The organism is Kosakonia sp. S57, assembly GCF_016516575.1.
Taxonomy (GTDB): domain Bacteria; phylum Pseudomonadota; class Gammaproteobacteria; order Enterobacterales; family Enterobacteriaceae; genus Kosakonia; species Kosakonia cowanii.
In genome coordinates this window covers 1-21,420 of sequence record NZ_JACVUL010000027.1, presented here as the reverse complement: position 1 = coordinate 21,420, position 21,420 = coordinate 1, and the positions used below count along the sequence as shown (strand labels likewise).

Sequence of the window (21,420 nt, the reverse complement as noted above, 5' to 3'; positions counted from 1 at the left end):
TAAAAAAATGACGCAATTTGCATTTGTGTTTCCGGGACAGGGTTCCCAGACTGTCGGCATGTTGGCCGATATGGCTGCAACCTGGCCGGTTATCGAAGAGACTTTCCAGGAAGCTTCAGCGGTGCTGGGCTACGATCTCTGGGCGCTGGTGCAGGAAGGCCCGGCGGAAGAACTGAACAAAACCTGGCAGACGCAGCCGGCGCTGTTGACGGCGTCTGTCGCGCTGTGGCGCGTATGGCAGCAGCAGGGCGGTAAAGCGCCTGCGCTGATGGCAGGCCATAGCCTTGGCGAATACTCTGCGCTGGTTTGCGCTGGCGTAATCGCGTTTGCTGATGCGGTTCGCCTGGTTGAACTGCGCGGTAAGTTTATGCAGGATGCCGTTCCGGCAGGTACCGGTGCGATGTCCGCGATTATCGGTCTTGATGACGCCGCAATTGCACAGGCGTGTGAAGCCGCTGCCGAAGGGCAGGTTGTATCGCCGGTAAACTACAACTCACCGGGTCAGGTTGTTATTGCGGGTCATAAAGAAGCCGTTGAGCGTGCGGGAGCTGCCTGTAAAGCCGCTGGCGCAAAACGTGCGCTGCCGTTGCCGGTAAGCGTTCCTTCCCACTGCGCGTTGATGAAACCTGCGGCGGAGAAACTCGCTGCTGAGCTCAGCAATATTACGTTTAATGCGCCGCAGATCCCGGTGATCAATAACGTTGATGTGGCGTGTGAAACTACCCCGGAAGCGATTCGCGATGCGCTGGTGCGCCAGCTCTATAGCCCGGTTCAGTGGACCAAAAGCGTTGAGTTTATGGCGTCACAGGGCATTGAGCACCTGTATGAAGTGGGCCCGGGTAAAGTCCTCACCGGCCTGACTAAACGTATTGTTGACACCCTGACAGCCTCGGCGTTAAACGAGCCGGCGGCGATGTCAGAGGCACTTGCGCAATAAAAGAGGAAGACCATGAGTTTTGAAGGAAAAATCGCGCTGGTTACCGGTGCAAGCCGCGGTATTGGCCGCGCAATCGCCGAAACCCTCGTAGCCCGTGGCGCGAAGGTGATTGGTACTGCGACCAGCGAAAGTGGCGCGCAGGCAATCAGCGATTATCTGGGTGCGAACGGTAAAGGTCTGCAGTTAAATGTGACCGACCCTGCATCTATCGAATCTGTGCTGGAAAACATTCGCGCTGAGTTTGGCGAGGTCGATATTCTGGTGAATAACGCCGGTATCACCCGTGACAATCTGCTGATGCGCATGAAAGATGATGAGTGGGACGATATTATCGAGACCAACCTTTCATCTGTTTTCCGTCTGTCAAAAGCGGTAATGCGAGCTATGATGAAAAAGCGTCATGGGCGTATTATCACTATCGGTTCTGTGGTTGGTACCATGGGAAATGCCGGTCAGGCCAACTACGCTGCGGCGAAAGCGGGTCTTATCGGTTTTAGTAAATCGCTGGCGCGTGAAATTGCGTCCCGCGGTATTACGGTAAACGTTGTTGCTCCGGGTTTTATTGAAACGGACATGACGCGTGCGCTATCTGACGATCAGCGTGCGGGTATTCTGGCGCAAGTGCCTGCAGGCCGTCTCGGCGGTGCGCAGGAAATCGCCAGCGCGGTTGCATTTTTAGCCTCTGACGAGGCGGGTTACATCACTGGTGAGACCCTGCACGTCAACGGCGGAATGTATATGGTTTAACCACGATGAAATTTATTTGCGTTATTGGGGTGAAAAGCCTCAAAATAGCGTAAAATCGTGGTACGAACTGCCGGGATTTAGTTGCAAATTTTTCAACATTTTATACACTACGAAAACCATCGCGAAAGCGAGTTTTGATAGGAAATTTAAGAGTATGAGCACTATCGAAGAACGCGTTAAGAAAATTATCGGCGAGCAGCTGGGCGTTAAGCAGGAAGAAGTTACCAACAATGCTTCCTTCGTTGAGGACCTGGGCGCTGATTCTCTTGACACCGTTGAGCTGGTAATGGCTCTGGAAGAAGAGTTTGATACTGAGATTCCGGACGAAGAAGCTGAGAAGATCACTACCGTTCAGGCTGCCATTGATTACATCAACGGCCACCAGGCGTAAGTGAACATCTCCAGGCGGTCATTCGACCGCCTGAGTTTTATCTGAGCAATCCCACGAATCTCTTTTTTTATCCCTCCCTGGAGGACAAACGTGTCTAAGCGTCGTGTAGTTGTGACCGGACTTGGCATGTTGTCTCCTGTCGGCAATACCGTAGAGTCTACCTGGAAAGCTCTCCTTGCCGGTCAGAGTGGCATCAGCCTGATCGACCATTTCGATACTAGCGCCTATGCAACCAAATTTGCTGGCTTAGTAAAGGATTTTAATTGTGAAGAGTACATTTCGCGCAAAGAACAGCGCAAAATGGACGACTTCATTCAATATGGAATTGTCGCTGGTATTCAGGCCATGCAGGATTCCGGCCTGGAAGTAACAGAAGAAAACGCCTCGCGTATTGGCGCGGCGATTGGTTCTGGCATTGGTGGTCTCGGCCTGATCGAAGAAAACCACAGCTCCCTCGTCAAGGGTGGGCCGCGTAAAATCAGCCCGTTCTTCGTTCCATCGACCATTGTGAATATGGTGGCTGGCCATTTGACCATTATGTTTGGTCTGCAAGGCCCCAGCATTTCAATTGCGACTGCCTGTACCTCAGGCGTGCACAACATTGGTCACGCGGCGCGTATCATTGCCTATGGCGATGCAGATGCGATGCTCGCAGGTGGTGCGGAAAAAGCGAGTACGCCGCTTGGCGTCGGTGGTTTTGGCGCAGCGCGCGCGCTCTCCACGCGTAACGACAATCCGCAGGCCGCAAGCCGCCCGTGGGATAAAGACCGTGATGGTTTTGTCCTCGGCGATGGCGCAGGCATCATCATGCTGGAAGAGTACGAACACGCGAAGAAGCGCGGTGCAAAAATCTATGCTGAAATCATCGGTTTTGGCATGAGCAGCGATGCTTACCACATGACTTCTCCGCCGGAAAACGGCGCGGGTGCGGCGAAAGCGATGATTCATGCGCTTCGCGATGCGGGCATTGAGCCATCGCAGATTGGCTATGTGAACGCACACGGCACTTCAACACCTGCGGGCGATAAAGCCGAAGCGCAGGCAGTGAAGTCCGTATTCGGCGACGCAGCTTACAACGTAATGGTCAGCTCGACGAAATCGATGACCGGCCACCTGCTCGGTGCGGCGGGTGCAGTAGAATCAATCTACTCCATCCTGGCACTGCGCGACCAGGCTGTACCGCCAACCATCAATCTGGATAATCCGGATGAGGGTTGCGACCTTGATTTTGTGCCGCACGAGGCGCGTCAGGTTAGCGGTCTGGAGTACACCCTGTGTAACTCCTTCGGCTTCGGTGGTACCAACGGCTCGCTGATCTTCAAAAAAGTGTGATCAACCTGCCGTATAAAGGCCCGCTTGCGGGCCTTTTCTATTCTGATTTATCCCCCTTGTCCTCGGCTTTTCATCCTGCCAAACTGTCTGCCCATGCATACAAGGAGTCGCTATGTTCTTGATTAATGGCACAGAGCAGGCCTCGCTTGCGGCCAATGACCGGGCGACGCAGTTTGGCGACGGCTGCTTTACCACCGCACGCATTATCGACGGGCAGATTCAATTTGCTGCCGCTCACCAGCAGCGTCTGCGGCAGGGGTGCGAGCGCCTGGCGATCCCTTTTGCCGACTGGTCTGCCCTTGAGCAAGAGATGGCCATGCTGGCGAAAAAGCATGATGAAGGCGTTATCAAAGCGGTGATCACGCGCGGTGTGGGCGGGCGGGGCTACAGCCCGGCCAACTGTTCTGCGCCGACGCGCATTGTCTCCTTTGCACCGCGGCCCGCACACTATGCGCGCTGGCAGCATGAGGGGGTCTCCCTTGCGCTCAGTGAAATCCGTCTGGGGCGCAACCCTGCGCTTGCCGGTATCAAACACCTTAACCGGCTGGAACAGGTGCTTATTCGCCTCGGGCTTGAACAAACCGACGCCGATGACGCGCTGGTGCTCGACAGCGACGGCTGGATCACCGAGTGCAGCGCGGGAAATCTCTTCTGGCGGCAGGGTAAAACGGTGTTTACGCCCAGGCTCGATCAGGCGGGTGTGGATGGCATTATGCGGCAATATTGCCTGCGCCAGCTGGCATCTTCTGCGTTTGACGTTGTCGAAGTCAACGCCGGGCCCGATGCGCTGGCACTGGCAGACGAAGCCATTATTTGTAACGCGCTGATGCCCGTTGTGCCGGTTCGCCAGTGGGCGGACAGGCAGTGGCAGGCGCGCGATCTGTACCATTTTTTAGCCCCTCTTTGTGAGCACATGAATCCATTATGAAAAAACTCTTTGGCGTTGTACTCATTCTGCTGGCGGTACTGGTTGTTGCCGCAGGCGCCGGTGCCTGGAAGGTGCGGCAGCTGGCCGACAGCAAAATTTTGATCAAAGACGAAACCATCTTCACCTTGCCGGCTGGCACCGGGCGCACAACGCTTGGCGAGCTGCTCTATCGCGAAAAGGTGATTAATCGTCCGCGTGTGTTCCAGTGGTTACTGCGCCTGGAGCCCGATCTTTCGCATTTTAAAGCCGGTACCTACCGCTTCACGCCCAACATGACCGTGCGGGAGATGATGCAGTTGCTGGAGAGCGGCAAAGAGGCGCAGTTCCCGCTGCGCTTCGTTGAGGGGATGCGGTTAAGCGACTACCTGAAACAGCTGCGCGACGCGCCATACATTAAACACACGCTGAAAGATGATGACTATGCGACCGTGGCGCAGGCGATAAAAATGGCGCACCCGGAGTGGGTCGAAGGGTGGTTCTGGCCCGACACGTGGATGTACACCGCCAATACCACCGATGTCGCGCTGTTGAAACGGGCGCATCAAAAAATGGTGCAGGCCGTTGCCCGCGCCTGGGAAGGGCGTGCCGAGGGTCTTCCCTATAAAGATGAAAATCAGCTGGTGACGATGGCCTCGATCATTGAGAAAGAGACCGCCGTCGCCGGTGAGCGCGACCGGGTCGCCTCGGTGTTTATTAACCGGCTGCGCATCGGGATGCGTCTGCAGACCGATCCGACGGTAATCTACGGGATGGGGGCGCGATATAGTGGTAAGCTGTCGCGCGCCGATCTGGAGGCACCGACGGATTACAACACCTATGTCATTAATGGCCTGCCGCCGGGGCCGATTGCCACGCCGGGTGAAGCCTCACTGAAAGCCGCGGCGCATCCGGCAAAAACGCCATATCTCTATTTTGTTGCCGACGGTAAAGGCGGGCATACGTTTAACACCAATCTCGCCAGTCATAACCGATCGGTGCAGGAGTACCTGAAAGTACTTAAGGAAAAAAATGGGCAGTAAATACATCGTCATTGAAGGGCTGGAAGGCGCGGGCAAAACCACCGCGCGGGATGTCATTGTCGACACGCTGAAAACGCTCGGCGTTGGCGACATGGTCTTCACCCGCGAGCCGGGCGGCACGCTGCTGGCAGAAAAGCTGCGCAGCCTGGTGCTGGATATCCGATCCGTCGGGGATGAAGTGATCACCGATAAAGCCGAAGTGCTGATGTTTTACGCCGCCCGCGTCCAGCTGGTGGAGACGGTGATCAAACCTGCGCTGGCAAGCGGAAACTGGGTGATTGGCGATCGCCACGATCTCTCCACCCAGGCCTACCAGGGCGGCGGACGCGGTATCGATCAAACCCTGCTCACCACGCTGCGCGACGCGGTGCTCGGCGATTTCCGCCCCGATTTAACCCTCTATCTTGATGTGACGCCGGAAGTGGGCCTCAAACGCGCCCGCGCGCGCGGCGAGCTTGACCGCATTGAGCAGGAGTCGCTCGATTTCTTCAACCGTACGCGTGCCCGCTATCTGGAACTGGCGGAACAGGATCCGAGTATTCGTACCATTGATGCCACCCAGTCGCTGGAAGAGGTTGTAGCCGATATTCGCCGCACCGTTACCGCATGGGTGGAGGAGCAGGGCGCATGAAATGGTATCCGTGGCTACGGCCGGACTTTGAACAACTGGTCGCCAGTTATCAGAGCGGGCGCGGGCACCACGCGTTACTGATCCACGCCCTGGAAGGGATGGGCGACGATGCGCTGATCTACGCCATCAACCGCCTGCTGCTCTGCCAGACGCCGCAAGGAAATAAAAGCTGCGGTCGCTGCCGCGGCTGCGAATTGATGCAGGCCGGTACGCACCCCGATTATTACGTGCTTGCGCCGGAGAAAGGGAAGTCGACGCTGGGCATCGATGCGGTGCGTGAAGTAAATGAAAAGCTGTATGAGCATGCCCGCCTCGGCGGCGCGAAAGTCGTCTGCCTGCCGGATGCTGCGCAGCTCAGCGATGCTGCTGCCAACGCACTGCTCAAAACGCTGGAAGAGCCGCCCGCGCAGACATGGTTTTTCCTTGCCTGCCGCGAGCCTGTGCGGCTGTTACCGACCCTGCGCAGCCGCTGCCGTATGCATCACTTAGCACCACCCGCAGAACAGTACGCCGCGACGTGGCTTTCGCGTGAAGTGACAATGTCACAAGAAGCGATTCTCACCGCGCTGCGCCTGTCGGCTGGCTCGCCGGGTGCTGCTCAAGTGTTGTTGCAGGATGATAAGTGGAAGCAGCGCCAGGCGCTGTGTGAAGCGGCAAACAACGCGCTGGCTGGCGGTGACTGGCTGGCGATGCTGCCGGCGCTTAACCATGACAATGCCCCGGAGCGCCTGCAGTGGCTTGCTTCGCTGATCCTCGACGCGCTGAAACTGCAGCAAGGCGCAACATTGGTGACTAACGTTGATGCCCCGGCGCTGGTGCAGGGTTTCGCCCGCCAGTGGCGCAGCGACACGCTACATGCGCTTTTGCATGCGCTGTTTACCTGCCGTGAGCAACTGCTGAGCGTAGTTGGCGTCAACCGTGAACTGCTGCTGACCGATTTACTGTTAAATGTGGAGCGTTACCTGCATTCCGGCGTGACGCTTCCTGTATCCCATCTATAAGAGAGACATTATGTTTTTAGTCGACTCGCACTGCCATCTCGATGGCCTTAACTATGAAACGCTGCATAAAAATGTGGACGATGTGCTGGCGAAAGCCGCCGCGCGCGATGTGAGGTTCTGCCTCGCGGTTGCCACGACGCTGCCCGGATACCGGTCAATGCGTGAATTAGTCGGCGAGCGTGAGAATGTGGTCTTCTCCTGCGGCGTACATCCGCTTAATCAGGATGAAGAGTACGAGGTGGAAACCCTGCGCCAGCTGGCGGCAGAAGAGGGGGTAGTGGCCATGGGTGAAACCGGCCTCGACTACTTCTATACCCCGGAAACCAAGCCGCGCCAGCAGGAGTCCTTCCGCAACCATATCCGCATTGGGCGCGAGCTGAATAAACCGGTGATTGTACATACGCGTGACGCGCGCGCCGATACGCTGGCCATTTTACAAGAAGAGAAGGTGCAGGATTGCGGCGGCGTACTACACTGCTTTACCGAAGATCGTGAAACGGCCGGTAAGCTGCTGGATATGGGTTTTTATATCTCCTTTTCCGGCATTGTCACCTTCCGTAACGCTGAGCAGTTACGTGACGCCGCGCGCTATGTGCCGCTCGATCGCCTGCTGGTGGAGACGGATTCCCCCTATCTGGCACCGGTACCGCACCGCGGGAAAGAGAACCAGCCCGCCATGACGCGCGATGTTGCAGAGTATATGGCGGTGCTGAAGGGCGTCTCCATTGAAGAGCTTGCACAACAGACGACGCAAAACTTTGCCCGCCTGTTCCATATCGCCCCGTCGCGTCTGCAATTAGCCTGAAAAGCAGCTTATTTTAGTACTCGTAATTAATAACCGATAAGAGTAAAGTTCACCGCCATAAAATGGGCGGTGACGGTTACAATTTGACCTAAACAGAGCGGCAAATGTAAGGCAATGTGAGTTTTATTGTCGATGCTGGCTGAAACGTGATAGCGGTCAAACAAACCTGAAACGATTTATTTTACTCTGTGTAATAAATAAAGGGCGCTTAGATGCCCTTCCCACGGCGCGGTTCTCCCCCCGTGCCAATGCGCGAAAGCGTAGAAAAAAGCACTAATACTCAGGAGCACTCTCAATTATGTTTAAGAATGCATTTGCTAACCTGCAGAAGGTCGGTAAATCGCTGATGCTGCCAGTATCCGTACTGCCTATCGCAGGTATCCTGCTGGGCGTCGGTTCGGCAAACTTCAGCTGGCTGCCAGAAGTGGTTTCCCATGTTATGGCCGAAGCGGGCGGTTCCGTTTTCGCCAACATGCCGCTGATCTTCGCGATCGGTGTGGCCCTTGGCTTCACCAATAACGACGGCGTTTCCGCACTTGCCGCCGTTGTCGCCTACGGCATTATGGTTAAAACCATGGCGGTGGTTGCGCCGCTGGTTCTGCATTTACCTGCTGAAGAGATCGCGGCGAAACACCTGGCAGACACCGGTGTTCTCGGCGGTATCATCTCTGGTGCGATCGCAGCGTATATGTTTAACCGCTTCTACCGTATCAAGCTGCCTGAGTATCTGGGCTTCTTCGCGGGTAAACGCTTTGTGCCGATCATCTCTGGTCTGGCAGCAATCTTCACCGGCGTGATCCTCTCCTTCATTTGGCCGCCGATCGGTACTGCTATCCAGACCTTCTCTCAGTGGGCTGCTTACCAGAACCCGGTTGTTGCGTTCGGTATCTATGGCTTCATCGAGCGCTGCCTGGTGCCGTTTGGTCTGCACCACATCTGGAACGTACCTTTCCAGATGCAGATTGGTGAATTCACCAACGCCGCAGGTCAGGTGTTCCACGGCGATATCCCGCGTTACATGGCAGGTGACCCGACCGCAGGTAAACTCTCCGGTGGCTTCCTGTTCAAAATGTACGGTCTGCCGGCTGCCGCGATTGCTATCTGGCACTCTGCGAAACCGGAAAACCGCGCTAAAGTGGGCGGTATCATGATCTCCGCCGCGCTGACCTCGTTCCTGACCGGTATCACCGAGCCGATCGAGTTCTCCTTTATGTTCGTGGCGCCGATCCTGTACGTTATCCATGCGATTCTGGCAGGCCTGGCCTTCCCGATCTGTATCCTGCTGGGTATGCGTGACGGTACCTCGTTCTCTCACGGTCTGATCGACTTCGTCGTGCTGAGCGGCAACAGCAGCAAACTGTGGCTGTTCCCGATTATCGGTATCTGCTACGCAGTGGTTTACTACACCGTCTTCCGCGTGCTGATTAAAGCGCTGGATCTGAAGACGCCGGGTCGTGAAGAGACCACCGAAGAGAGCAAAGCTGGCGTAACCAGCGAAATGGCTCCGGCTCTGGTTTCCGCGTTTGGCGGCAAAGAGAACATCACCAACCTCGATGCGTGCATCACGCGTCTGCGTGTCAGCGTGGCTGACGTAGCGAAAGTGGATCAGGCTGGCCTGAAGAAACTGGGCGCTGCGGGTGTGGTTGTTGCCGGTTCCGGCGTTCAGGCGATTTTCGGTACCAAATCCGATAACCTGAAAACCGAGATGGATGAGTACATCCGCAACAGCTAAGCCATAGTCTGGGGAGACTGAGGGAGCCTGATGGCTCCCTTTTTTATTGCCTGCATTTGCCTTTGTAGGCCGGATAAGGCAACGCCGCCATCCGGCAAAACCGCAATGCCGGATGGCGCTAACGCTTATCCGGCCTACAGGTGGCCCATAAAAAAGGAGCCCGCAGGCTCCTTTTGTTAACTGATGCGATATCAGAAGCGGTAATTGGCGCTCACTGAGAAGTTACGCGGCTCGCCGAACACATAGGTGCGGCTGTCGACGTTGGTGTCATATTTCTTGTCGAACAGGTTATCGATATTCGCCTGCACCGAGAGCTGCTTGGTCACCTGATAACGGGCAAACAGATCGACCAGTGCATAGCTGCCCTGTTCAGAGCGGAAATTGCCGTTGGCGGTGCTGACATTCGCCCAGGTGCTGTTCTGCCAGTTAATGCCACCGCCGACGGTTAACTCCTGCAACATCGGCAGGCGATAGCTGGTGAAGGTTTTGATCGACGTACGCGGCAGGTTCGGGTTCACCGCATTGCCATCTTTATCATCGGCAACATAGCGCGTGGCACCGAAAGTCATCTGCCAGTTATCCGTCAGCGCGCCGTTAATTTCCAGCTCCACGCCTCTACTCACCGCGCCATCAACCGCTTCATACGCGCTTTCGCCGCTGGTGCCCGGCACCACGCCACCGGTTGTCTGCCCAAGGTTATCCTGCTCAATACGGAACACGGCGAGTGAAGCGGTTAAACGGCTGTTCATCCAGTCAGATTTGACGCCCAGCTCGTAGTTTTTCCCGGTTACCGGCGAGAGATATTTCCCCTGCGCGTCACGGTACTCCTGCGGTTTAAAGATGGAGGTGTAGCTGGCATAGGTCGACCAGGTATCGTTGATGTCGAAAATCAGACCCGCATAGGGTGAGAGGTTGTTCTTCTCCAGATCCTGCGTCAACGTCTCAAGTTTGTATTTGGTATAACGCGCGCCGGCAATCAGATGCAGCGGATCGGCAAGGGAGATACGCGTCGCGAGGTAGGCTGACTGCTGACGAATAGTATCTTCCTGCGCCAGGCTCAGCGGTGCCCACTGGGTTTCCGGGTAGTTGCCGTTAAAGTTGCTGTAGTTGCCGAGCGAGGTATCGAGGATATTCTCCCACGAGCTAAAGTAGCGGTTATTTTGCTTGCTCAGATTGCCGCCGACCATCAGCTCATGCTGGCGACCAAACAGCTCATACGAGCCATTAGCAAAAGTATCCAGCGCATCGACTTTACGCATGCCGGTGTTATACCCGGTGCCGCCAACATAGGGATAAGACGCACCATAAGGGCTGACCATCAGTCCGGTGGATTTATCGACCGTGCCGTCGACATAGAGCGCTTTACTGTCGAGCTGCGTCTCGGTGTGGGTGCCGTTGACCGTCAGCAGCCAGTCACTGCCGAGGCTCTGTTTCACCGTCGCGAAGGTACGTTTGGAGACTTTATTGTTGTAGGCCCAATCCGGCGCGGTGCTGTCGCTGCGGCTCGGGTGGGTTTTTGTGCCGTCGGTATACCAGCGCGGCAAGCCGCCCCACGTTGGGCTATCAACGTCGGTCTCCTGGTAGTCATAGCCAACGGAGAAAGCAGTCGACGCGGTCAGATCGACATCCAGCACGCCGTAGAAGAACTTCTTCTCCTGGCTGTAGCGATCAAGCCAGCTGTCATTATGCTGGTAACCGGCCACCGCACGGCCACGGATCCTGCCATCATCCGTCAGCGGCGTGGAGACGTCCGCCACGTAACGCTGTTTATTCCAGCTGCCATACTCGGCCGAAACGTTTGAGGTGAATTCGCGGCTGTCGGCGTGCTTGCGCACCATATTTACGGAAGCGGATGGGTTGCCCGCCCCGGTCATCAGCCCGGTTGCGCCGCGCACCACTTCAATGCGCTCATACATGGCGGTATCGGAAAGGGCATCGCCCAGGTTCCAGCGGGTTTCAAAAATCGTCGGAATACCGTCGACCATATAGTTATCAATCAGGAAGCCGCGCGAGTAGTAGGTGCTGCGATCGGAGTCTGCCGCGCTCTCGAACACGCCGGTGGTGTTCTTCAGCACATCGCCCAGCGTTTCCAACTGCTGATCCTTCATTCGCTGTTGGGTGGTAATGCTGATGGATTGAGGGATATCGCGCTGCACCAGCGTCATTTTGGTGCCTGCCGCAGTGGTCTGCGTATTGTAATCCTGTTCGGTCAGGGCACGGGTGTCGGCAGCACTGGTTCCTTCAACCACCACCGTCTCTTCACTGCCGGCGGCAAAACCGGTGGCCGGGGTGAGCGCGAAAGCAATGGCAACGGCCAGCAGGGAAGGGGTGGCCGTACAGGCGCGTGCGCCGAAGCGGCCATTCTGCGGGAAAGACATGATAAACCCTTAATGGTGTGTGAGCAGAACCCGCAGCCAGTACGTTGCTGGCTGCGGGATGTAAATGCGTCAGCGCGAGGCGCGCATGGAAATGCAAATGCGAAATATACGCATTCACTTCACTGGTGTAAACAGATGTAATTATCGATTATGAAATGCGATTTCATCTCTGCCGGGAGGCGTCTGCGCCTGCCACAATCAGGCCCGGCGTAAAAGGGGAAAGAAAAACAGCGTTATAGTTGAAAGAACAAGAGAATCTCGATCATACTCTAGGGCACATAATTGACGACGGCGGCGGGCCTGGCCCGCACTCATAAAAGGAAAACGTCATGGCCGAAGAGACCATTTTCAGCAAAATCATTCGTCGCGAAATTCCGGCGGACATCGTTTATCAGGATGAACTGGTTACCGCCTTTCGCGATATCTCTCCGCAAGCACCGACACATGTGCTGATCGTGCCGAACCTGCTTATCCCAACCGTCAATGATGTAACGCAGGCCCATGAGCAGGCGCTGGGGCGCATGATGACGGTTGCTGCGAAAATCGCCCGTGATGAAGGGATTGCCGAAGATGGCTATCGCCTGATCATGAACTGCAATCGTCACGGCGGGCAGGAGGTTTACCATATTCATATGCACCTGCTGGGTGGGCGCGTGCTGGGGCCGATGCTGGCTCATAAAGGGCTTTAAGATGAGCGTCGCGCGTGTTGCGTTACTGCTGACGGCGTTAGCGCTTGTCGGCTGCGGCTCCCGGCCCGCAATCCCGGTTGCCAGCAATCAAACGTTGGTGATGGAGTCCTCCATACTTGCCGCAGGCATCATCGCGCAGCCGCCGACCATGAGCCGGGAGGCGCTGCAGCCTTCCGCCTCCTCAGAGATCTATAACGAACGCCAGCAGCCCGTCACGCTGCACTATCGCTTTTACTGGTATGACGCCAGAGGTCTGGAGATGCACCCGCTGGAAGCGCCGCGCAGCGTAACGGTTCCCGGTAATGCCACCATGACACTCTACGGCAGCGCTAACTATCTCGGCGCGCACAGCGTCAGACTCTATCTCTATCTCTAAGAGGTGACACTTGATTAAGACCATTGGACGCTACGCGTTACTGACCACACTTGCCATGCTGCTTGCAGGCTGTATCACCGACCAGCAACCGGCTCCGGTTGAGCAGGCAGGCGGCGGAGCGACGCAACCCGCGCAACCTCAGCAGCCGCAGCAGCCGATCCCGGGCGTGCCTTCCGTGCCAACGCTGCCGCAGCAGCCAGGCCCGATTGAACACCCGGATCAGAACGGCCAGCCAACGCCGCGCGAGCGTCACTATGACTGGAATGGTGCGGTACAGCCGATGGTGGGCAAAATGTTGCAGGCCAGCGGTGCCAATGCCGGCAGCGTTCTGCTGGTGGACAGCGTAAACAACCGCACTAACGGTTCGATTAACACCGGCGAAGCGACGGAAGTGGTGCATAACGCGCTGGCAAACAACGGTAAATTCACCCTGATTACCGCTCAGCAATTGGCTGTCGCTAAGCAGCAGCTCGGCCTGTCGCCGCAGGACAGCCTCGGCACGCGCAGCAAAGCAATGGGCATTGCGCGCAACGTCGGCGCACAGTATGTGCTCTACTCCAACGCAACCGGCAATGCCAATGCGCCTTCGCTGCAAATGCAGTTAATGCTGGTGCAGACCGGCGAGATTATCTGGTCAGGTAAAGGTGCCGTTCAACAGCAGTAATCTGACGCGTGACGCCATCCTGTCACGCTACTTTCCGCACTACGCTCCCGTCGCCAGCCAGCATGTTGGGCTGAGCGGCGGGAGCTGTCTGATAAGCGACGGGCGGCAGACGCTGGTGCTTCGCCAGCAGCATCAGGCCGCCCCAGCCTCCTTTCTGCGCCAGTATCGTCTGTTGCGCCATCTTCCTGCCACTATTGCGCCGCAGCCCCTTTTTTTCGCGGCTGGCTGGATGGCGATCGACTATATTCCCGGCACGATCGACACCGCGCTGCCGCAGGCCGACGCGCTGGCGAGATTGCTGTATGATCTGCACCGGCAAAAATGCTTCGGCTGGCGCATCACGCTATTGCCGCTGCTGGAGCGTGACTGGCAGTGCAGTGCGCCCGCACGGCGCACGCCCTTCTGGCTGCGGCAGCTAAAACGGCTGCGGCGTCAGCGTGAGCCACTGCCGCTGCGCCTTGCGCCGCTGCATATGGATGTTCACGCCGGGAATATTGTGCACGGCGAGAAGGGGCTACGGCTTATCGACTGGGAGTATGCTGGCGACGGCGATGTGGCGCTGGAGCTGGCCGGGATCTGGTGCGAAAACGAGGCGCAGCGCAGCGATATTGCCGCGCGCTATGCAATGCAGGCGAATATCGATCCGCCTCTGCTCTGGCGGCAGGTTAAGCGCTGGCGGCCATGGGTGTTAATGCTGATGGTCAGCTGGTATGAACGCCGCTGGCAGCAGACCGGCGATCAACAATTTATTATGCTGGCGAATGAAATATGGCGTCAGCTTCAGTCTGAAGGATAAGAGAGGTAAGTGTGGGTCCAGTGATGTTGGATGTTGAAGGGTACGAACTGGATGCGGAGGAGCGCGAGATCCTGGCGCATCCGCTGGTTGGCGGCTTGATCCTCTTTACCCGGAATTATCACGATCCCGAACAGCTGCGCGAGCTGGTGCGCCAAATCCGCGCGGCTTCCCGCCACCGGCTGGTGGTGGCGGTCGATCAGGAAGGTGGGCGCGTGCAGCGTTTTCGCGATGGTTTCACCCGTCTGCCAGCGGCGCAATCTTTCGCGGCGCTGCTCGGCATGGAAGAGGGTGGTCGGCTGGCGCAGGAGGCGGGCTGGCTGATGGCGAGCGAGATGATCGCCATGGATATCGATATCAGCTTTGCGCCGGTGCTGGATGTCGGGCATATCAGCGCGGCGATCGGTGAGCGCTCTTACCATGCGGATGTGCAGAAAGCGTTAACGCTCGCCACCCGCGTGATTGATGGCATGCACAGCGCAGGCATGAAAAGCACCGGCAAACACTTCCCGGGCCACGGCGCGGTAACCGCAGACTCGCACAAAGAGACGCCGTTCGATCCGCGCCCGCTGGCAGAGATCCGCGCGAAAGATATGTCCATTTTTAAGACGCTGATTGAGCAGAACAAGCTGGATGCCATTATGCCGGCACATGTTATCTACACTGATGCCGATCCGCGTCCGGCCAGCGGCTCACCCTGGTGGCTGAAAACCGTGCTGCGCGGTGAGCTGGGTTACGACGGCGTGATTTTCTCCGACGATCTCTCGATGGAGGGGGCGGCGATCATGGGCAGCTACGCTGAACGCGGGCAGGCATCGCTGGATGCCGGTTGCGATATGATCCTGGTCTGTAATAATCGTAAAGGTGCCGTTGAGGTGCTGGATAACCTGTCACCGATCAATGCAGAGCGTGTTACACATTTGTATCATAAAGGTTCTTTTTCTCGTCAGGAGTTGATGAGTTCGGCGCGCTGGAAAGCGGCTCACAACGAGCTGGAACAGCTGCACGAACGCTGGCAGGCGCATAAAGCTGCGCATTAACCCTGCGGACAAACCGTCGAAGTGGTGAGGATACCATGATTATCTATTTACACGGTTTTGACTCGAACAGCCCCGGCAACCACGAAAAGGTGCTGCAACTGCAGTTTATCGACCCCGATGTCCGGCTGATTAGCTACAGTACGCGGCATCCGAAACATGATATGCAGCATCTGCTCAAAGAGGTGGATAAAATGCTGCAGCTCAACGTCGATGAGCGCCCGCTGATTTGCGGTGTCGGTCTGGGCGGTTACTGGGCGGAGCGCATCGGTTTTCTCTGCGATATCCGCCAGGTGATATTCAACCCCAATCTCTTTCCTTATGAAAATATGGAAGGGAAGATCGACCGGCCGGAAGAGTACCGGGATATTGCCACCAAGTGCGTCGCCAACTTTCGTGAAAAGAACCGCGACCGCTGTCTGGTTATCCTCTCGCGTCAGGATGAAGCGCTCGACAGCCAGCGCACTTCAAATGAGCTGCACCACTATTACGAGATTGTCTGGGACGAAGCGCAGTCCCATAAATTCAAAAATATCTCACCGCATCTGCAGCGCATTAAAGCCTTCAAAACCCTCGGTTAATCCCTCTCTTGGCGGCAGGTTTCCCCCTGCCGCAGCTTCCCTTTTTTCACGTCTTCAGCGCGTAATTTGCGCCGCTACGTCTACACTTGCTCATCTTTGCGGCAGCAAAACTTGATGTACATCAATTTTGGTATGACCATTGAACCGTTCGTGATATTCTCGTGGTCAATGCATGGTTGCCAGCGCGTAAACCATTGTTAATTAAGGGCTATTTTTATAACTTTTAGTTAACAATTGGTTAATATTTTAGGGGGTCACTTTGACTACACCATTGAAAAAAATCGTGATTGTAGGCGGTGGTGCTGGCGGGCTTGAGCTGGCAACGCAGTTAGGCAAGAAGCTGGGTCGCGGTAAAAAAGCGAAAATCACCCTGGTGGATCGCAATCACAGCCATTTATGGAAACCACTGCTGCATGAAGTGGCGACCGGCTCCCTCGATGAAGGCGTCGATGCGCTGAGCTATCTGGCGCATGCGCGTAATCACCATTTCCAGTTCCAGCTCGGTTCCGTTATCGACATCAACCGCGAAAGCAAAACGCTGACGCTGGCTGAACTGCGTGATGAGAAGGGCGATCTGCTGGTGCCGGAGCGCAAGCTGGCGTATGACACGCTGGTGATGGCGCTGGGCAGCACCTCTAACGACTTCAACACCCCGGGTGTGAAAGAGCACTGCATCTTCCTCGACAACCCGCACCAGGCGCGTCGTTTCCATCAGGAGATGCTCAACCTGTTCCTGAAATACTCCGCTAACCTTGGCGCAAACGGCAAAGTGAATATCGCTATCGTGGGCGGCGGGGCAACGGGCGTTGAGCTGTCGGCCGAACTGCATAACGCGGTCAAACAGCTGCACAGCTACGGCTATAAAGGGCTGACCAACGAGGCGTTGAACGTAACGCTGGTAGAAGCGGGCGAGCGTATTCTGCCTGCGCTGCCGCCGCGTATTTCCGGCGCAGCGCATAATGAGCTGACCAAAATGGGCGTACGCGTTCTCACGCAGACAATGGTCACCAGCGCCGATGAGGGCGGTCTGCACACCAAAGAGGGTGAGTATATTCAGGCCGACCTGATGGTGTGGGCTGCGGGCATCAAAGCGCCGGACTTTATGAAAGAGATTGGCGGCCTGGAGACTAACCGCATCAACCAGCTGGTGGTGGAGCAGACGCTGCAAACCACGCGCGATCCGGATATCTACGCGATTGGTGACTGCGCCTCCTGCGCGCGTCCGGAAGGCGGTTTTGTGCCGCCGCGCGCCCAGGCTGCGCACCAGATGGCAAGCCTTGCGCTGCATAACATCCTCGCGCAGATCAAAGGCAAGCCGCTGAAGAATTACGTCTATAAAGATCACGGCTCGCTGGTGTCGCTTTCTAACTTCTCCACGGTCGGTAGCCTGATGGGTAACCTGATGCGCGGCTCGATGATGGTCGAAGGGCGTATTGCGCGCTTCGTCTATATCTCGCTCTACCGTATGCACCAGGTGGCGCTGCACGGTTACTTTAAAACCGGGCTGATGATGGTGGTTGGTAGTATCAACCGCGTGATCCGCCCGCGCCTCAAGCTCCACTGATCCTTCTGCTGCTCTCCGCCTTTCGGCGCGAGAGCAGCATATCCCTCTGCCTGATGTGCCTTTAGCGCTCAGACAACTCTGAATAACTCTGCTTTCACCTGTCGAACCCCTATTTTTGCGCGATTTCTGATTGGCTGCCCTCTTGCACCATTGCAAAATTGTTACCAATAGCCAACCAGGGAGAGAATCCTGTGAATAAATCAATGTTAGCGGGTATCGGTATTGGCGTGGCCGCTGCACTGGGCGTTGCCGCAGTCGCCAGCCTCAATGTTTTCGATCGCGGGCCGCAATATGCGCAGGTGGTATCGGCCACGCCGATCAAAGAGACGGTGAAAACGCCGCGAGAGGCGTGTCGCAATGTCACGGTAACGCATCGTCGTCCGGTGCAGGATGAGAACCGTATTACCGGTTCCGTGCTGGGTGCGGTAGCGGGCGGTGTGCTTGGCCATCAGTTTGGCGGCGGGCGCGGACGCGATGTGGCGACCGTTGTCGGCGCGTTAGGCGGCGGTTATGCAGGCAACCAGATTCAGGGCGGTATGCAGGAGCGGGATACCTACACCACCACTCAGCAGCGCTGCAGCACGGTATATGACAAATCGGAAAAAATGCTCGGTTATGACGTGACCTATAAAATCGGCGACCAGCAGGGGAAAATCCGCATGGATAAAGATCCTGGCACGCAGATTCCGCTGGATAACAACGGTCAGCTGATTCTGAATAACAAAGCATAAAAAAGCAGTACTCTGCATATTGGCTCCTCATCGCTCAGGCTGAGGAGCCTTTTTTTGCCATAAAAAAGCCTCGCATCATGCGGGGCTTTTTCGTTGTTAAATAAAGTCTTGTTGGCGAACAACCAGCAATCCGGTAATGAGGACAGAGACAAATGCGAACAGTACCGAGCCACCCAGCAAGACCCACAGACCAAATAACAATGTAATTACTATTAACACTTTGATGAATGGTAATAGCAAAATCATTTCCATTTCCTTCTGCATGTGATTAGTCAGTAAAAGACCCTTTATCCTCATAAGAATTATCGGTACTACGCGTAGAGTGAGAGCAAGGGAAAAGTGACGCCTGAAAAACATACTTATTGTTTTATATTGCCGCCGACAATGATTAGCGATGCAATAATCACAATTAAGCATAGCAAAGCCTGGAAAATGGCTGATAGTTTTTACCTATTGTTGAATTGTGTAATCACTATCACAGAGAGGAAATGAGACGGAGACCCGTCTCATTTTTTTATCACGCTTTGATCAAATCTGGCCACAGGCGCAGGGTGGTGCGGGTGATTTGCAGCAGCTTCTCAAGGCTTGCGCCTTCACGGGCGCTGATGGACATGCCCTGTAAGATGCAGCCAAGAAACTGCGCCAGGGAAGCGATATCTACGCCTGCCGGGATCTCGCCTTTCGCCTGCCGCTGTGCGAGGAAGTGCTGCAATGTCTCCTCCTGGCGGGCATGACGCGTTTTAATCGTCTTCGCAATCTCCTGCGACGAGGCGGCAAGCGTCGCGGAGGTGTTAATCATAAAGCAGCCCGCAGGGGTATCGGTGCTGGTGAAACACCTGGCGATAGCAGAGAAATAGTCCAGCAACGCCTGTTCCACCGGCTTCTCTTCGCACTCCAGCAACGCTTCATGCTGCCTGGCGAAACGGGCGATATAGCGATCGAGGACCGCGCGAAACAGCCCCTCTTTATTGGTGAACTCTGCGTAGAGCGTCGGTGCTTTTGCCCCGGTCGCTTCTACCAGATCGGAGAGTGATGTGGCTTCATAGCCATGCTGCCAGAATAGCGTCATGGCTTTATCGAGCGCCGCTTCCCTGTCGAACACTTTCGGTCGGCCACGGCTTTTTTTCGTACAACTGCTGACTTCACTGGTCATATAGCCGCTTCTTTGTTGGTTTGTTGAATAGCCATTATAAAAATAATCCTGGTGAATGACCAGTCGCAAAACCGCACATATTAATAAATCATATGCTTATGAAAATTAAGAACTATTTAAATTAGTTAATGAGCGTTATAAAAAAATATTGACGGGTGATATAGATCACACTTATGATTTACCTATCGATCGTTAACTTAATGCTTAACGACCTCCGTTCACCTGCATCAGGACAATCATTATGAAAACCATCAACACGCTGTTTACCGCCGCTGTTTTAAGTACTCTCTCATTTGCCAGCTTTGCCGCCGTTGAGGTGCAGTCCGCACCGGCCGGGCAGCAGGAGCTTACCGCCATCGGCGTGACCGGCAGCACCAACCTCGCATCCGTTGAGAAAAAAGTGGCTGAGAAAGCTGAACAGCTGGGCGCGTCCTCTTACCGCATCACCTCCGTGACCGGCTCCGATCGCCTGCACGGTACCGCAGTGCTCTACAAATAAGTTCACCACCCTCGAGCTACGCCACTGCAATAAAAAAGGCCCTGCACAACGTGCAGGGCCTTTTTGTTTATGCGCGGGCGTTACATCGCTTGCATACTCTCTTGCGCATGTTTGGTCACGTCCACCGGCATACCCGAGCGCAGCTCAATAGCCTGTTCCATGACCGCCGCATCGCTTTGCGCATCGGCCTGAAATGCCTTTATCGCCGCATTGAGCGGGATCGGCAGCGTTTTCGGATCGTCATTGATCGATTCGGAAAGCGGCTGATGCACCTCCACCAGCCGCGTGCCGTCTAGCTCGACGGAGGCTTTAATCGGCATGTTGATGATATTGACCGGTGTACCAGGGCTGACCGCAGCAAACAGCGCGGCAATATCGCTATCCCGCAGGCGAATACACCCGGAACTGACGCGCATGCCGATGCCAAAATCGGCATTGGTGCCGTGCAGCAGGTAAACGCCACCGAAAGCGGCGAGGCGAATCGCATGATGGCCCATCGGGTTATCCGGCCCGGCTGGCATCACCGGCGGTAACTCGATTCCGCGCGCTTTGTAGCGGGCGCGGATATTGGCGGTCGGCGTCCAGGTTGGGTTAGCGCGTTTATCGGAAACGGTGGTGACCATCGTCGGCGTTAACGTATCGCCGCCCAGTTGGCCAATGCCGATCGGGTAGATGGTGACCTCATTTTTTCCGGGGGGATAGTAGTAAAGACGCAACTCGGCGAGGTTAATCACAATCCCTCTGCGCGGTACATCCGGCAGCAGTGTTTGCAGCGGGATGGTGACAACGCTGCCAGCGCGCGGCACGAAGGGGTCAATACCGGGGTTAGCCTGTAACAGCGCGAGGAAGCCAACGCCATACTTTTTGGCAATCGCCTCCAGCGAACCGCCATCGTTCTCAACAATATGGAAACGGTTTTCGCCCACCAGCTTGCTGCCCGCAGGCGGCAGCGGCCAGGTATTCGCCCGGGCGGGAAGGGCAAAGATAAGCGTAGCGGCGACGGCGAACAGCGTCATCCAGTGAGCGAAGCGCGACATTTTGAACATGATCATAATCCATGTAAATCATAAGGTTATTTCTATAAGACTACTCAATAGGATTATGCTCATCACGTTCGTCGGGAAACCCTGGTTATTGCAAAGCATTTGTAAATATTACAAAAAAAGACGCGGATGAGGGGAAAAACATCGTGTTCGTAGGCCGGATAAGGCGGTACGCCGCCATCCGGCAAAACGCGGGCAGAATGTTCGACTCTTGCTCCCAAAAACATGCCTGATGGCGCTGCGCTTATCAGGCCTACAAAAGAGCTCGATCCCGTAGGCCGGATAAGGCGGTACGCCGCCATCCGGCAATAAAGCGGGCAGGGTGTTTGACCCTTGCTCCAAAAACATGCCTGATGGCGCTGCGCTTATCAGGCCTACAAAAGGGCACG

Annotated in this window: 22 protein-coding genes; 19 read left to right on the top strand and 3 right to left on the bottom strand. The window is 55.9% G+C overall.

The features are described 5' to 3' along the window. Window positions 1-7 precede the first annotated feature (7 nt). The 10 genes from fabD to ptsG all read left to right on the top strand — a co-directional run bounded on the left by fabD (window position 8) and on the right by ptsG (window position 9,523). Window positions 8-937, top strand: a complete 930-nt coding sequence (gene fabD, locus IAE48_RS21095) for an ACP S-malonyltransferase (protein ID WP_200135502.1) — start codon at window positions 8-10, stop codon at window positions 935-937. 12 nt (window positions 938-949) lie between these two features. After that, complete coding sequence (gene fabG / locus IAE48_RS21090; protein WP_094420226.1) at window positions 950-1,684, top strand: 3-oxoacyl-ACP reductase FabG; 735 nt, start codon at window positions 950-952, stop codon at window positions 1,682-1,684. A 154-nt stretch (window positions 1,685-1,838) separates the two neighbouring features. After that, window positions 1,839-2,075, top strand: a complete 237-nt coding sequence (gene acpP, locus IAE48_RS21085; protein ID WP_000103754.1) for an acyl carrier protein — start codon at window positions 1,839-1,841, stop codon at window positions 2,073-2,075. Window positions 2,076-2,165: 90 nt separating this feature from the next. Beyond that, a complete protein-coding gene (gene fabF / locus IAE48_RS21080) occupies window positions 2,166-3,407 on the top strand; it encodes a beta-ketoacyl-ACP synthase II (RefSeq protein ID WP_094420225.1) in 1,242 nt (413 codons plus the stop codon). A gap of 112 nt (window positions 3,408-3,519) precedes the next feature. Further along, window positions 3,520-4,335, top strand: a complete 816-nt coding sequence (gene pabC / locus IAE48_RS21075; RefSeq protein ID WP_200135501.1) for an aminodeoxychorismate lyase — start codon at window positions 3,520-3,522, stop codon at window positions 4,333-4,335. Beyond that, a complete protein-coding gene (gene yceG, locus IAE48_RS21070) occupies window positions 4,332-5,354 on the top strand; it encodes a cell division protein YceG (RefSeq protein ID WP_042713171.1) in 1,023 nt (340 codons plus the stop codon). The genes pabC and yceG overlap by 4 nt, the downstream gene beginning before the upstream one ends. Then, window positions 5,344-5,985, top strand: coding sequence for a dTMP kinase (tmk, locus tag IAE48_RS21065; protein WP_200135500.1), 642 nt, complete (start codon window positions 5,344-5,346; stop codon window positions 5,983-5,985). The genes yceG and tmk overlap by 11 nt, the downstream gene beginning before the upstream one ends. Next, a complete protein-coding gene (gene holB / locus IAE48_RS21060) occupies window positions 5,982-6,986 on the top strand; it encodes a DNA polymerase III subunit delta' (RefSeq protein ID WP_200135499.1) in 1,005 nt (334 codons plus the stop codon). Before tmk ends, holB begins: the two co-directional genes overlap by 4 nt. Window positions 6,987-6,996: 10 nt before the next feature. After that, on the top strand, window positions 6,997-7,791 hold the full coding sequence (locus IAE48_RS21055; protein ID WP_200135498.1) for a metal-dependent hydrolase: 795 nt from the start codon (window positions 6,997-6,999) through the stop codon (window positions 7,789-7,791). Window positions 7,792-8,089: 298 nt separating this feature from the next. Then, window positions 8,090-9,523 (top strand): PTS glucose transporter subunit IIBC, encoded by a 1,434-nt coding sequence (ptsG, locus tag IAE48_RS21050; RefSeq protein WP_023481473.1) that lies wholly within the window; start codon window positions 8,090-8,092, stop codon window positions 9,521-9,523. Window positions 9,524-9,714: 191 nt separating this feature from the next. Here the strand turns inward: ptsG and fhuE are convergent, their stop codons facing one another. Further along, window positions 9,715-11,901 (bottom strand): ferric-rhodotorulic acid/ferric-coprogen receptor FhuE, encoded by a 2,187-nt coding sequence (gene fhuE, locus IAE48_RS21045; RefSeq protein WP_200135497.1) that lies wholly within the window; start codon window positions 11,899-11,901, stop codon window positions 9,715-9,717. Between the two features lie 329 nt (window positions 11,902-12,230). Here fhuE and hinT point away from each other — a divergent pair, with 329 nt between their 5' ends. The 8 genes from hinT (at window position 12,231) to IAE48_RS21005 (ending at window position 18,336) form a co-directional block, all read left to right on the top strand. Continuing rightward, window positions 12,231-12,590 (top strand): purine nucleoside phosphoramidase, encoded by a 360-nt coding sequence (hinT, locus tag IAE48_RS21040; protein WP_023481409.1) that lies wholly within the window; start codon window positions 12,231-12,233, stop codon window positions 12,588-12,590. 1 nt (window position 12,591) lies between these two features. After that, window positions 12,592-12,966, top strand: coding sequence for a YcfL family protein (locus IAE48_RS21035; protein WP_094420220.1), 375 nt, complete (start codon window positions 12,592-12,594; stop codon window positions 12,964-12,966). A gap of 10 nt (window positions 12,967-12,976) precedes the next feature. Beyond that, on the top strand, window positions 12,977-13,630 hold the full coding sequence (gene lpoB / locus IAE48_RS21030; RefSeq protein ID WP_094420219.1) for a penicillin-binding protein activator LpoB: 654 nt from the start codon (window positions 12,977-12,979) through the stop codon (window positions 13,628-13,630). Further along, window positions 13,611-14,426, top strand: a complete 816-nt coding sequence (gene thiK / locus IAE48_RS21025; protein ID WP_200135496.1) for a thiamine kinase — start codon at window positions 13,611-13,613, stop codon at window positions 14,424-14,426. The genes lpoB and thiK overlap by 20 nt, the downstream gene beginning before the upstream one ends. Window positions 14,427-14,437: 11 nt before the next feature. Next, a complete protein-coding gene (gene nagZ / locus IAE48_RS21020; RefSeq protein ID WP_094420217.1) occupies window positions 14,438-15,463 on the top strand; it encodes a beta-N-acetylhexosaminidase in 1,026 nt (341 codons plus the stop codon). Between the two features lie 35 nt (window positions 15,464-15,498). Further along, window positions 15,499-16,041, top strand: a complete 543-nt coding sequence (ycfP, locus tag IAE48_RS21015; protein ID WP_054803905.1) for an alpha/beta hydrolase YcfP — start codon at window positions 15,499-15,501, stop codon at window positions 16,039-16,041. A gap of 259 nt (window positions 16,042-16,300) precedes the next feature. Then, the gene (locus tag IAE48_RS21010) at window positions 16,301-17,605 is read left to right on the top strand and encodes an NAD(P)/FAD-dependent oxidoreductase (RefSeq protein ID WP_094420216.1); all 1,305 of its coding nucleotides are present in this window, start codon (window positions 16,301-16,303) and stop codon (window positions 17,603-17,605) included. 191 nt (window positions 17,606-17,796) lie between these two features. Continuing rightward, window positions 17,797-18,336: a glycine zipper 2TM domain-containing protein gene (locus tag IAE48_RS21005; RefSeq protein WP_023481678.1), complete on the top strand. Its 540-nt coding sequence runs from the start codon at window positions 17,797-17,799 to the stop codon at window positions 18,334-18,336. 517 nt (window positions 18,337-18,853) lie between these two features. Here IAE48_RS21005 and IAE48_RS21000 read toward each other — a convergent pair. Beyond that, the gene (locus tag IAE48_RS21000; protein ID WP_076769689.1) at window positions 18,854-19,489 is read right to left on the bottom strand and encodes a TetR/AcrR family transcriptional regulator; all 636 of its coding nucleotides are present in this window, start codon (window positions 19,487-19,489) and stop codon (window positions 18,854-18,856) included. A 241-nt stretch (window positions 19,490-19,730) separates the two neighbouring features. On the opposite strand from IAE48_RS21000, the gene IAE48_RS20995 reads away from it, so the two are divergent. Next, complete coding sequence (locus tag IAE48_RS20995; RefSeq protein ID WP_042715368.1) at window positions 19,731-19,988, top strand: YdgH/BhsA/McbA-like domain containing protein; 258 nt, start codon at window positions 19,731-19,733, stop codon at window positions 19,986-19,988. Between the two features lie 80 nt (window positions 19,989-20,068). Here the strand turns inward: IAE48_RS20995 and IAE48_RS20990 are convergent, their stop codons facing one another. Continuing rightward, window positions 20,069-21,034, bottom strand: a complete 966-nt coding sequence (locus IAE48_RS20990) for a L,D-transpeptidase family protein (RefSeq protein WP_200135495.1) — start codon at window positions 21,032-21,034, stop codon at window positions 20,069-20,071. Window positions 21,035-21,420: the final 386 nt, after the last annotated feature.